The organism is Streptomyces jumonjinensis (assembly GCF_009600885.1).
Lineage (GTDB): Bacteria > Actinomycetota > Actinomycetes > Streptomycetales > Streptomycetaceae > Streptomyces > Streptomyces jumonjinensis.
Window position 1 is genome coordinate 76217 of record NZ_VCLA01000178.1, and the last position, 11623, is coordinate 87839.

Annotated in this window: 10 protein-coding genes; 6 read left to right on the forward strand and 4 right to left on the reverse strand. The window is 72.5% G+C overall.

What is annotated here, in order from left to right; genetic code table 11:
* Both FF041_RS27410 and FF041_RS27415 read right to left on the reverse strand, forming a co-directional pair.
* The coding region (locus FF041_RS27410) for an alpha/beta fold hydrolase (RefSeq protein ID WP_194292193.1) at window positions 1-373 on the reverse strand (373 nt) is incomplete at its 3' end.
* Window positions 373-1062 carry a DUF998 domain-containing protein gene (locus tag FF041_RS27415; RefSeq protein ID WP_153525324.1) on the reverse strand — a complete coding sequence of 230 codons (690 nt, stop codon included), beginning with the start codon at window positions 1060-1062 and terminating at the stop codon, window positions 373-375. The genes FF041_RS27410 and FF041_RS27415, both read right to left, overlap by 1 nt.
* 69 nt (window positions 1063-1131) lie before the next feature.
* On the opposite strand from FF041_RS27415, the gene FF041_RS27420 reads away from it, so the two are divergent.
* The 3 genes from FF041_RS27420 (at window position 1132) to FF041_RS27430 (ending at window position 5342) form a co-directional block, all read left to right on the forward strand.
* The gene (locus FF041_RS27420; RefSeq protein ID WP_153525325.1) at window positions 1132-1734 is read left to right on the forward strand and encodes a hypothetical protein; all 603 of its coding nucleotides are present in this window, start codon (window positions 1132-1134) and stop codon (window positions 1732-1734) included.
* Window positions 1735-1817: 83 nt separating this feature from the next.
* Window positions 1818-3440: a multicopper oxidase family protein gene (locus tag FF041_RS27425; protein WP_153525326.1), complete on the forward strand. Its 1623-nt coding sequence runs from the start codon at window positions 1818-1820 to the stop codon at window positions 3438-3440.
* 147 nt (window positions 3441-3587) lie between these two features.
* Window positions 3588-5342 (forward strand): NAD+ synthase, encoded by a 1755-nt coding sequence (locus tag FF041_RS27430; RefSeq protein ID WP_323392866.1) that lies wholly within the window; start codon window positions 3588-3590, stop codon window positions 5340-5342.
* 53 nt (window positions 5343-5395) lie between these two features.
* Here the strand turns inward: FF041_RS27430 and FF041_RS27435 are convergent, their stop codons facing one another.
* Window positions 5396-6421 carry an endonuclease/exonuclease/phosphatase family protein gene (locus FF041_RS27435; protein ID WP_153525327.1) on the reverse strand — a complete coding sequence of 342 codons (1026 nt, stop codon included), beginning with the start codon at window positions 6419-6421 and terminating at the stop codon, window positions 5396-5398.
* A 394-nt stretch (window positions 6422-6815) separates the two neighbouring features.
* Here FF041_RS27435 and panB point away from each other — a divergent pair, with 394 nt between their 5' ends.
* The 3 genes from panB (at window position 6816) to FF041_RS27450 (ending at window position 9700) form a co-directional block, all read left to right on the forward strand.
* Window positions 6816-7676 (forward strand): 3-methyl-2-oxobutanoate hydroxymethyltransferase, encoded by an 861-nt coding sequence (gene panB / locus FF041_RS27440; protein WP_153484027.1) that lies wholly within the window; start codon window positions 6816-6818, stop codon window positions 7674-7676.
* 165 nt (window positions 7677-7841) lie between these two features.
* Window positions 7842-8852 (forward strand): ATP-binding cassette domain-containing protein, encoded by a 1011-nt coding sequence (locus FF041_RS27445; protein WP_153525328.1) that lies wholly within the window; start codon window positions 7842-7844, stop codon window positions 8850-8852.
* Entirely contained in the window at window positions 8849-9700 is an 852-nt protein-coding gene (locus FF041_RS27450) for an ABC transporter permease (protein ID WP_153525329.1), read from the forward strand. Before FF041_RS27445 ends, FF041_RS27450 begins: the two co-directional genes overlap by 4 nt.
* 5 nt (window positions 9701-9705) lie before the next feature.
* Here FF041_RS27450 and FF041_RS27455 read toward each other — a convergent pair.
* A partial coding sequence (locus FF041_RS27455) for an ATP-binding protein (RefSeq protein ID WP_194292194.1) occupies window positions 9706-11623 on the reverse strand: 1918 nt, incomplete at its 5' end.

Consider the following 11623-nt stretch of genomic DNA (forward strand, 5'->3'; position numbering starts at 1 on the left):
GCGCGTGCTCCTCCACGCTGGAGTCGACGAGCACGAGCGAGGCGGTGCGCTCGGGGTGCAGCCGGGCGAACGCCTCGGCGTGGAACCCGGCGATCGAGTGCCCGACGACGGTCGCGGGACCGTCCAGGCCGAGCGCGTCCAGCACCCCCGCGATACGGCGGGCCTCACCGGCGGCGGAGGGGGCCGCGACGGCGGCGGCGCTCAGTCCGTGGCCGGGGCGGTCGAAGCGGACGACGGTGCGGTGGGGGGTGAGCAGGGGGACGACGGGGTCCCAGTCGAACCAGCCGAGCGTCAGGCCCGCGCTGAGCAGACAGACGGGTCCGCTGCCCTCGGCGACCACATGGTGCCGTACGCCCCCGATGGTGACGAACATCAGCGCGCCCCGTCCTTCCGTGCCTGCGGCACCCGCCGCTCCCGTGCCAGGGACAGCGCGAGCACTCCCAGCCAGACTGCCACGATCAGCACTTGGAGCCGCTGTCCGGCACCGAGGGCGTAGGTGTCGCCGCCCGCCTGGAAGGCGGCGACGGAGGCGAGGGTCCAGCCGGTGGCGATGAGTTCGAGGGCGACCAGGGCCGGACCGGTACGGGCGAGCAGAGGCAGCCGGCCGTAGCGGCGGGCCGCCACGGTGAGGGCGATGATGCCGATGATCGCGCCGGTCATGGCGGCCGAGGAGCTGACGGCGTGCGCGGTGTGGGCCGCGGGGACGAGCCCGGCGCTCTCCCGGGCGGCGCACTCGGGGTCGGCGGTGGGCGCGCAGCTGAGCGGCAGCCGGGAGTCGACGGCGGTCGCCGCGCCGAAGAGGACGAGGCCGCCCCAGCCGATGAGGGTCCAGGGCTCGCGGGGCGCGGTGCGCAGCGCGCCCCTCAGCGCCCAGAGCGCCCCGGCGAGCACGAGCAGCCCGGCGGTGAGGTCGGTGGCGCGGAAGAGGCCGCCGAAGGGCTGGTCCTCCGCGGCGAGTTCGCTGACATAGGTCCGGACGGGGTCGAGCCCGGTGGGGAGGACGACTTCGAGGAGCCACGCGGTGTAGACGAGCGCGCCGAGGGCTAGAAGGACGGCGATCATACGATCCATGATCGCCGACCGCCGGGGGAACGCGTCGGCGTATACCCGGTGGGGGTAAGATGCGGCAGCATGGGAACAGGCGGGGGCGGGCGCGCGGGGCGGTTGCTGCTCCTTGTCGCGCTGCTGTTCGGCATCGCCACGATGCATACCGTGGGCCACCCGTCGGACTCCCCCGCACCACCGCCCGCCGCCTCCGCTCAGCTCCCGGAGGCCCTGCCCGGCGGCGTGGTCGCGCTCGCGGACAACGGGCACGATCAGGCCACCCTCCTCGCGTTTCCGGCCGGACCCCGGGAACTCCCGGAAGCCCCGGCCTCCGCCGCCACCGTCGCGCTCGCGGACAACAGGCACGACCGGGCCGCCCCCATCACCTTCCCGGCCGGACCCCAGGAACTCCCGGAAGCCCCGGCCTCCGCCGGGAGCGCGCACGGGACCGGGCACGGTACGGGCCCGGGGTCCACGGGCCCCGGTGGTCATGGCATGGACCCCGCCATGGTCTGTCTCGCGGTGCTGGGCGTCTGGGGCGTCCTTCTCCTCCTGGCCGGGCCGTGGTCGCGACGGCGCGGCCAAAGCGCCCACCCGGCGCTCGCCCGGCTCCGGTTCCGCCTCGCGCCGGGACCTGCCCCGCCCGCCCCGCGTCTCCTCCTCGCCCAGCTGTCGGTACTGCGCATCTAGAGCCCGCCTCCGCCGCCTCTCCACGGCGGCGCGCGGCTCATCCGTATGCCTTCTCCGACATCACCACGAGGTGCTTCTCCATCATGCGTACGCACATCACACGCCGCTCCGTCATCGGAGCCTCACTCGCGGCGGCCGGGACCGGCGCGGTGGCCGCCTGCTCAGGATCCGGGTCCGGCGCCGGCGGGCATGCCGGGCACGGCGGCGATCAGAGCGGCAGCCGCAGCGGAGCCGCCGAGGGCTTCGTCTCCCCCGACGGCAAAGAGGTCGCCGCCGCCGAGGCCGAGCGCGGCAAGGGCCCCGAGCGGAAGGTCCGCCTCACCGCCGCCCCCGTCCGGCTGGACCTCGGCGGGCGCACCGTCCGCTCCTGGGCCTACGGCGACCGGCTGCCGGGCCAGGAGATCCGGGCGACCGCGGGCGACGTCCTGGCCCTGACCCTCGCCAACCATCTGCCCGAGCCCACCTCGCTGCACTGGCACGGGCTCGCGCTCCGCAACGACATGGACGGCGTCCCCGGGCTCACCCAGCGGTCCATCGCGCCGGGCGCGGACTTCCGCTATCGATTCGCCCTGTCGCATCCGGGAACGTACTGGTTTCATCCGCACTCCGGCGTCCAGCAGGACCGGGGGCTGTACGCGCCGCTGATCGTCGAGGACCCCCGGGAGCCCCTGGCATACGACAAGGAGTGGGTCATCGTCCTGGACGACTGGGTCGACGGCGTGGACGGCTCGACCCCGGACGCCGTGCTCGACGAACTCCGCAAGGGGATGTCCGGCGGCAAGGGCGGCGGGGGCGGCGGACACGAAGGACACGGGATGACGGGGATGATGTCCCGGAAGGAGCCGGAGAAGACCCCGGCCCCCGGCGGACCCTCCCGGATGATGATGGGCGCGGCGAGCGACCTCCTCGGCGGAGACGCCGGAGACGTGGCGTACCCGCACTATCTGATCAATGGGCGCACCCCCGACGCGCCCACGTCCTTCCGGGCCCGGCCCGGCGACCGGATCCGGCTGCGGATCATCAACGCGGGCGGCGACACCGCCTTCCGGGTCGCGCTCGGCGGCCATGAGATGACCGTCACCCACACCGACGGCTTCCCGGTCCGGCCCGCCAGGACCGACGCCCTGCTGCTGGGCATGGGCGAGCGCTATGACGTGCTGGTGACGGCGGGCGACGGCGTCTTCCCGTTCACCGCCGTCGCCGAGGGCAAGAAGGCCGCCGCGCGCGCCCTGCTCCGGACCGGCGGCGGCGCGGCCCCGGCGGCCTCCGCACGGCCCCGGGAGCTGTCCGGGCGGCTGCTGACCGCCGACCGGCTGCGCGCCGCCGAGTCCGCGGCCCTGCCGCGCCGTGAGCCGGACCGCACCATCCGGATCGAGCTGACCGGCGGCATGGCGAAGTACGACTGGGCCTTCGACGGCGAGCCGTACGCCCCCGGCCGTCCCCGGCACGCGGTCCGCTCCGGCGAACGCGTACGGCTGGTCTTCCGGAACCCGACCGGGATGTGGCATCCGCTCCATCTGCACGGGCACACCTTCGCGCTGGCCAATGTGAAGGACGGGGCGCGCAAGGACACCGCGGTCATCCTGCCGAACGCCACGCTGAGCGTCGACTTCGACGCCGACAACCCGGGGCTGTGGATGATCCACTGCCATAACGTCTACCACGCGGAGGCGGGCATGATGACGGTCCTCGGCTATCGGAAGTAGCCGGTGAGGGAGTCCCACCGGAGACGCCTCCGGTGGGACTCCCGTGTGGGACTCCCCGGGTGGGACCCCCGGGTGGGACTCCCCGGGTGGGGCGTCCCACACCGCCCGACCGGGACATCGCGTCAGTAAGACGATTACACTGGGGCCGTGCCTCAACTTCGTCTCGCCCTGAATCAGATCGACTCGACCGTTGGCGACCTCGCCGGCAACGCCGAGTCGGTGGTGCACTGGACCCGGCACTCCGCCGAGCAGGGGGCGCATCTCGTCGCCTTCCCCGAGATGGTGCTGACCGGCTACCCCGTGGAGGATCTGGCGCTGCGCTCCTCCTTCGTGGAGGCGTCCCGGTCCGCCCTGCGGGCGCTCGCCGTACGGCTGGCCGACGAGGGCCTCGGCGAGCTGCCCGTCGTCGTCGGCTATCTGGACCGCTCCGAGAGCGCCGCGCCGAAGTACGGCCAGCCCGCCGGAGCGCCGCGCAACGCCGGGGCCGTGCTGCACCGGGGCGAGGTGGCGCTGCGGTTCGCCAAGCACCATCTGCCGAACTACGGCGTCTTCGACGAGTTCCGCTACTTCGTGCCGGGCGACACCCTGCCGATGATCCGGGTGCACGGCGTCGATGTGGCGCTCGCCATCTGCGAGGACCTGTGGCAGGACGGCGGCCGGGTGCCGGCCGCCCGCTCCGCCGGGGCCGGGCTGCTGGTCTCCATCAACGCCTCGCCCTATGAGCGGAACAAGGACGACACCCGGCTGGAGCTGGTGCGCAAGCGCGCCCAGGAGGCCGGCTGCGTCACCGCGTATCTGGCGATGATCGGCGGTCAGGACGAGCTGGTCTTCGACGGCGACTCGATCGTGGTCGACGCGGCGGGCGAGGTCATCGCCCGCGCCCCGCAGTTCTCCGAGGGCTGTGTGGTCCTCGACCTTGAGCTGCCCGCCGCCGGGGAGATCCCCTCCGGCATCGTGGACGACGGGCTGCGGATCGAGCACACCGTGCTCTCCGGCGAGCCGCTGCCCGCCTACCCGGCCGAGCTGGCCGGCGGCTACGCCGAGCGGCTCGACGACGACGAGGAGGTGTACTCGGCGCTGGTCGTGGGCCTGCGCGCGTACGCCGCCAAGAACGGCTTCCGGTCCGTGCTCGTCGGGCTCTCCGGCGGCATCGACTCCGCGCTCGTCGCCGCCATCGCCTGCGACGCGGTCGGCGCGCAGCACGTCCACGGCATCTCGATGCCCTCCAAGTACTCCTCCCAGCACTCCCGGGACGACGCCGCCGAGCTGGCCCGGCGGACCGGGCTCAACTTTCGCACCGTGCCGATCGAGCCGATGTTCGACGCCTATATGGGCTCGCTGGGGCTGACCGGGCTCGCCGAGGAGAACCTCCAGGCCCGGCTGCGCGGCACCCTGCTGATGGCGGTCTCCAACCAGGAGGGGCACATCGTGCTCGCGCCGGGCAACAAGTCGGAGCTGGCGGTGGGGTACTCGACGCTGTACGGCGACTCGGTCGGCGCGTACGGGCCCATCAAGGACGTCTACAAGACCACCGTCTTCAGGCTGGCGAAGTGGCGGAACCGCGCCGCCGAGGAGCGCGGCCAGACCCCGCCGATCCCCGAGGAGTCGATCACCAAGCCGCCGAGCGCCGAGCTGCGCCCCGGGCAGGTCGACAGCGACTCGCTGCCGGACTACGACGTGCTCGACCGGATCCTGGAGCTCTATGTGGACCGGGACCAGGGCAAGGACGCGATCGTGGCCGCCGGATTCGACGAGGAGCTGGTGGCGCGGACGCTCCGCATGGTGGACATGGCGGAGTACAAGCGGCGGCAGTACCCGCCGGGTACGAAGATCTCGGCGAAGGGCTTCGGCAAGGACCGCCGGCTGCCGATCACCAACCGCTGGCGGGAGACCGCCCACTGAACGAACGAGGGCCCCCGGAGCGTGCTCCGGGGGCCCTCGTTCGTATCCGAGCCTCAGAGGTCCACGCGCGCCGCGACCGGCAGATGGTCGCTGTCCGTGCGGGGCAGCGTCCACGAGGAGACCGGCTCGACGCCCCGCACCATGATCTGGTCGATCCGGGCCATCGGGAACGAGGCAGGCCAGCTGAAGCCGAACCCGTCGCCCGCCGCGCCCTGCGCCGAACGCATCTGCGAGGTCACGCCGTTGAGCGCCCGGTCGTTCATCGTCCCGTTGAGATCCCCGAGCAGCACCACCCGGTCGACCCGCTCCCGGGAGATCGCCTCGCCCAGCGCGTCGGCGCTGTCGTCGCGCTGACCGGCGGTGAAGCCCGCGTGCATCTTCACCCGTACGGACGGCATATGCGCGACGTATACCGCCACCTGTCCCTCGGGCGTACGCACGGTGGAGCGCATCGCACGCGTCCATCCCAGCCCGATGCCGACGGGTTCGGTGGCGGTCATCGGGTACTTGCTCCAGAGACCGACCGTGCCCTGCACCGAGTGGTACTTGTAGGTGGAGCTGAGCGCGTTGTCGTAGATCTCGGCCTGGCCCTGCGCCACTTCCTGGAGCGCCAGCACATCCGCGCCCGACGCGGCGAGCTGGGCGGCCGTGCCCTCGGGATCGGGGTTCTCCGCGTTGACGTTGTGGGAGACCACCATCAGATCGCCGCCCTCCGTGGACTTGTCGGTGAGCAGCCCGCCGAAGAGGTTCAGCCAGACGATCACGGGCAGCAGCAGGGCGATCAGCGCGATGGCGGAGCGCCGCCAGAGCGCGGCGAGAAAGAGCGGCGGCACCGCCACCACGGCCAGCCAGGGCAGGAAGGTCTCGCTCAGCGAGCCCACATTGCCGATCCGGTTGGGGACCTGGGCGTGAAAGATCATCAGAAAGGCGACCAGCACGGCGCATCCGGCGAGGACGGCGCCACGCCGCCAGATGCCCGGATCGTCGCGCCATCGGTCGAGCAGACGCCGGAGACGGGACCGGGTGGCGGGCTCTCCCGGGTCGCCGTTCCCGGTCTCCGCCTTGTACGTCTGCACCATGGAGCTGTCCTCACTGCCTTGCTGCCGTCACACGAGCCTCGACGATGACACTAGGCGATGACGGTACGTGCCTTGCCGCCCCGGGGGGCGGCCGTTCTCAGCCCATGACGACTCCGGCGGTGCGCCCGGTTCCGGGGAACGGCCCCGGCGGGGCCGATGTGACGGAGTACGCAGAAACCGGCCGTCGCCCGTACGGGCCGGGTCCCCCGGTCCGCGCGGGCGACGGGAAGGGAGTGGACCGGCACACCGTGCCGTGAGTGCGGGCCGTGTTCCGCCGGGGACCCTCCGTGCACAGAGCGGGCCCCTTCCCCGCGAGCTGCACGAAGTGCCACCATGGGGGGTGATCCGGGGACGCCGACAGGGCGCCTCGAGATGAGTTAAGGAGCCAACAGCCATGACGCTTCAGGCTGCCCGGAAGCCCGCTGACAGCAGCAAGGCGCTGTACGGCGGAAAGGGCACTCGCCGTGTCACCGTCCATGACATCGCCGCCGCCAAGGAGCGCGGCGAGAAATGGCCGATGCTCACCGCCTATGACGCGATGACCGCGTCCGTATTCGACGAGGCCGGGATTCCGGTGATGCTCGTCGGCGACTCCATGGGCAACACCCATCTCGGGTACGAGACCACCGTGCCCGTCACCATGGACGAGATGACCCTGCTCTCCGCCGCCGTGGTACGCGGCACCAGCCGGGCCCTCATCGTCGGCGACCTCCCCTTCGGCTCATACCAGGAGGGGCCCGTCCAGGCCCTGCGCAACGCGACCCGGCTGGTCAAGGAGGCGGGCGTCGGCGCGATCAAGCTGGAGGGCGGCGAGCGCTCGCTGCCGCAGACCGAGCTGATCGTGCAGGCCGGGATTCCCGTGATGTCGCATCTGGGCCTGACCCCGCAGTCCGTGAACACCATGGGCTACCGGGTCCAGGGCCGGAGCGACGAGGCGGCCCACCGGCTGCTGCACGACGCCAAGGCGGCACAGGACGCGGGCGCGTTCGCCGTGGTCCTGGAGCTGGTCCCGGCCGAGCTGGCCGCCGAGGTCACCCGCTCCCTGCACATCCCGACCATCGGCATCGGCGCGGGCCCCGACACGGACGCCCAGGTGCTCGTCTGGACCGATATGGCCGGGCTGACCGGAGGCAAGGTGCCGCGCTTCACCAAGCAGTACGCCGATCTGCGCCGGGTGCTGGGCGACGCGGCGAAGGCGTTCGCCGACGACGTCGTGGGCGGAGCGTTCCCGATGGAGGAGCACACCTTCCACTGAGGCCGGTGAGGCCGGTGCCTCCCGCCGCTCACGCTCCAGCCGACAGCCCGCCGATCTTCCCCGATCGGCGGGCTGTCGGTCGTTCCGGGGCACGCCCACCGGCTGTCGGCGCGCTGTAGGGCGGCTGTAGGCGTGCTGTAGGCAGGAGCGGGCATCGTGGCCGCCATGACACCACACGACAAGAACCCCGGCGGCAGGTCGCCGGCCGTCGCGGTACGGGGGCTGGTCAAGCACTTCGGCGCCACCCGAGCGCTGGACGGGGTGGACCTGGAGGTCCGCGAGGGCACCGTCCTCGGGGTCCTCGGCCCCAACGGCGCGGGCAAGACCACGCTCGTACGCTGCCTCTCCACGCTCCTGGTCCCCGACGCCGGGACCGCCGTCGTCGCGGGCTACGACGTGGTGCGCCAGCCCCGGCAGCTGCGCCGCACCATCGGGCTCACCGGACAGTACGCCTCGGTCGACGAGAAGCTCTCCGGCTGGGAGAACCTGTACATGATCGGGCGGCTGCTCGATCTGCCGCGCCCGGCGGCCCGCCGCCGCGCCGACGAGATGCTGGAGCACTTCTCGCTCACCGACGCCGCCAGACGGCCCGTGACGCAGTACTCGGGCGGGATGCGCCGCCGGCTGGACCTCGCGGCCTCGATGATCGGGCGGCCCTCCGTGCTCTATCTGGACGAGCCGACGACCGGGCTCGACCCGAGGACCCGCAACGAGGTGTGGGACGAGATCAGAAGGATGGTCGCCGAGGGGATGACCGTGCTGCTCACCACCCAGTACATGGAGGAGGCCGAGCAGCTCGCCGACGAGCTCACCGTCATCGACCGGGGCAAGGTCATCGCGAACGGCGGGGTGAACGAGCTGAAGGCGAGGGTCGGGGGCCGCACCCTCCGGATCAGGCCCAGCGACCCGGCCCGGCTGCCCGAGATGGCGCGGGCCGTGCGCGAGTCCGGTCTCGACGGGATCGCCGGGGCCGCCGCCGACCCGGAGAAGGGCGTGCTCCAGGTGCCCATCCTCGCCGATGTGCAGCTGACCGCCGTGGTGGGGCTGCTGGCCTCGCACGGCTTCGGGATCGCCGACATCGGCACCCATCTGCCCAGCCTGGACGAGGTGTTCCTCGCCATCACCGGAGAGAAGGCGACGGCGTCCGGCGCCTTCGCCGAGGAGGCCGTCGCATGAGTACGACCGTACAGGCCAGGACCAGCGCGCAGGACGCGCCGGAGCGGCGGCAGGTCCGGCCGGCCGGCGAGGGCCGGATCGGGCCCCGGGCCCATCTGCGGCACATCGGCGCGCTGGTACGCCGTAATGTGCTCCAGCTCAAGCAGGACCCTCAGTCGATGGTCGACGCCCTGCTGATGCCCATCGTCTTCGCCCTGCTGTTCGTCTACGTCTTCGGCGGCGCGATCTCCGGCAAGGACAACCGGGACGCCTATGTGAACTATGTCGTCCCCGGGCTGATGGCGATGATGGGCCTGTCCATCGCGATGGCCGTGGGCGTGGGGGTCAACGAAGACTTCAAGAAGGGGGTGATGGACCGCTTCCGGTCCATGCCGATATCCCGGTCCTCGGTGCTGATCGCGAAGATCGTCGTCGAGATCGGCCGGATGGCGGTGGCGATGGTCATCCTGCTGGGCATGGGCTTTCTGCTCGGTATGGAGGTCAGGACCTCCGTCCTGGAGCTGCTCGCCGCGATGGGGCTCTCCCTGCTCTTCGGCGCCTCACTGATGTGGATCTTCATCCTGCTCGGACTGACGGTCCAGTCGCCCCAGGCCGTCCAGGGCATGGCCATGCTGGTGCTGCTGCCGCTTCAGTTCGGCTCCTCGATCTTCGCCCCGACGAACACGATGCCCGACTGGCTGAGGACCTTCACGGAGTACAACCCGCTCTCCAATCTCGCGGACGCCGCACGGGCCCTGGTCAACGGCGGGGAGCTGGCCTCCTCGGTGTGGTGGACGCTCGGCTGGGCCGTGGCGATCACCGTGGTGACCGCGCCGCTCGCGGTCGGCCGGTTCCGGCGGAAGACCTGAGCGGCTCAGACCGCTCCGCCGAGGGCGGCGGCCTCCTCCAGGGTGAGGCCGCCTCCGTCGGCGTACGCGGCGGCGTACGCGTCATCGCCGAGCGCCGAGCGCGCCAGCGCCTCCGAGTCCTCCCGGACCCGCCGTTCGAACGCGGTGGCGAAGTGGCCGGGCGGCCAGTGGACGTCCGCAGCCGCGAGCAGCCGGGCGGCGTCCGGGGCCCGCTCGGGCCGGGCTCCGGCCAGCGCGCCCGCGACGATGACCAGCTGCATGACCGACAGATCCGGGGCGACCATCGAGGAGAGCGATCCAAGCGCCCGGTCCAGGGCCCCCCACGCCTGGTCGAGCGCGTCGTCGAAACGGCCGTCGATCGTGTCCAGCCAGGCGAGATAGCCCATCACCATGCCCTCGAAGAGCGCCAGGGTGTGCATCTGGAACTGGCTCAGCAGCAGCTGGATCTGATCCCTGGCCTCCTCCTGGCGGCCGGAGCGGCCGAGCCAGAGCGCGAGATAGATCCGGGCGACGGCGGTGCACTCGTTGGGCACGGCCTCATGCTCGGCGAGCGCCTCACGGAGCAGCGCCTCCCCGCGCTCCGCATCGCCCAGCTCCAGCAGGACGCCGCCGTGCCGGGCCCGGAGGACGTCCATCTGGACCTGGGCTCCGATGCGTTCCGCGTACCCGATCGCGGCGGAGAAGTCGGCGGCGGCCGACGCGTACTCACCGCGCCGCTCACGGGCCTCGCCCCGGGCCGAGAGGGCCTCGGCCACGCCCCAGTCGTCCCCGAGACGGGTGAACGCCGCCAGGGCCTCGTCGGCGTCCTGGGCGGCGTCGCCCGCCCAGCGGCCCCGGCTGACGAGGATTCTGGCGCGTGCCTGGAGCGCCGCCGCCAGCTCCCATTCGTAGCCGTACACACGGCACGCGCGTACGGTCTCGTCCAGCATGACCCTGAGGGTCTCCATGTCCCCGGTCATCAGGAGGGAGAAGAACCAGAGGGTGCCCGGGGAGCGGCAGGTCTGCGGCAGGCCGGGCCGGTAGGTCTCGGTGACACCGCGCAGCCGGGCCAGATTCTCCTCGGAGTCCCACTCGACGGCGTCATGGTCCATGAAGATCATGCACAGCAGCGCCACGCCCCGGCGGGCCTCCCCCAGCTGCTCGTCCGAGAGCGGCGGCGGGGCGTCCGTGAACCGTTCGAAGACCGGGGGCGCGGGAGCGACCGGCGGGGCGAACGGGTCGGGGCCGAGCGCGGCGGCCTGGCCGGCCCAGTGGCGGGCTTCGAGGCGCAGATCCCGCATCTGCCAGTACCAGGAGAGCGTCAGGACCAGATAGAGGGTCTCCTGTTCGTCGCGGGCGGCGACGGCGCGGCGCAGGGCGGTGCGGAAGTTCTCGTACTCCCGCTGGAACAGGGCGAGGGCGGCGCGCTGCCCGGGGCCGCGCAGCAGGGGGTCGGCGGCGCGGGCGAGCTCCCGGTAGTGGACCAGATGGCGGCGTTCGGCGGTGGCGCGCTCGCCGTCGGCTTCGTCGAGCCGGGCCGCCGCGTACTCGGCGACGGTTTCGAGGAGGCGGTAGCGCATCCCGTCCGGTCCGTCCGGGGCCGCGACGACCAGGGATTTATCGACAAGGGCGGCGAGTGCGCCGAGGGTGTCCGGGCCGCAGACGGCCTCGGCCTGGGCGAGCGCGCAGCCGCCTGTGAAGACGGAGAGTCGGCGCAGGACGGTGCGTTCGGTGGGTTCGAGGAGGTCCCAGGACCAGTCGACGACGGCGCGGAGGGTCTGCTGGCGGGGGAGTGCGGTGCGGCTGCCGGTGGTGAGGAGGCGGAAGCGGTCGTCGAGGCGGTCGGCTATCTGGCGTGGGGTGAGCAGACGGAGCCGGGCGGCGGCGAGTTCGATGGCGAGGGGGAGGCCGTCGAGGCGGCGGCAGATCTCGGCGCAGGCGTCG

Bases quoted from the DNA above. Each gene is read 5' to 3' on its own strand.
- FF041_RS27415 (WP_153525324.1), bottom strand. From the start codon at position 1,062: ATGATCGCCGTCCTTCTAGCCCTCGGCGCGCTCGTCTACACCGCGTGG.
- FF041_RS27420 (WP_153525325.1), top strand. From the start codon at position 1,132: ATGGGAACAGGCGGGGGCGGGCGCGCGGGGCGGTTGCTGCTCCTTGTC.
- FF041_RS27425 (WP_153525326.1), top strand. From the start codon at position 1,818: ATGCGTACGCACATCACACGCCGCTCCGTCATCGGAGCCTCACTCGCG.
- FF041_RS27435 (WP_153525327.1), bottom strand. From the start codon at position 6,421: ATGGTGCAGACGTACAAGGCGGAGACCGGGAACGGCGACCCGGGAGAG.
- panB (WP_153484027.1), top strand. From the start codon at position 6,816: ATGACGCTTCAGGCTGCCCGGAAGCCCGCTGACAGCAGCAAGGCGCTG.
- FF041_RS27445 (WP_153525328.1), top strand. From the start codon at position 7,842: ATGACACCACACGACAAGAACCCCGGCGGCAGGTCGCCGGCCGTCGCG.
- FF041_RS27450 (WP_153525329.1), top strand. From the start codon at position 8,849: ATGAGTACGACCGTACAGGCCAGGACCAGCGCGCAGGACGCGCCGGAG.